Below are 257 nucleotides of genomic sequence, written 5' to 3'. Positions count from 1 at the left end.
GGACAAACTGCTGCGGGCCATACAGGAGAAAGCCGTTCGCAGCATCGGTGGCCAGCAGGAAACCGTGGTCGATGTGCGCATCCTCTGCGCCACTCACAAAGACCTCGATGCCGAAGTCGCCGCCGAACGCTTTCGCCAGGACTTGTACTACCGCCTGAACGTGATCGAGCTGCGAGTACCGTCCTTGCGCGAACGCCGCGACGACATTGAGCTTCTGACCAACAATATGCTCAAGCGACTGGCGGCCAGCACTGGCC

The 257-nt window shown here is 60.7% G+C and carries 1 protein-coding gene; it reads left to right on the top strand.

Translation table 11 applies throughout. The features are described 5' to 3' along the window. Positions 1-257: sigma 54-interacting transcriptional regulator (locus tag ACEN88_RS35735; protein ID WP_413347127.1), on the top strand; the 257-nt coding region annotated here is incomplete at both ends.

Source organism: Massilia sp. CT11-108, assembly GCF_047302915.1.
GTDB lineage: Bacteria > Pseudomonadota > Gammaproteobacteria > Burkholderiales > Burkholderiaceae_D > Telluria > Telluria orientalis.
This window is presented reverse-complemented; position numbering and strand designations above follow the sequence as displayed.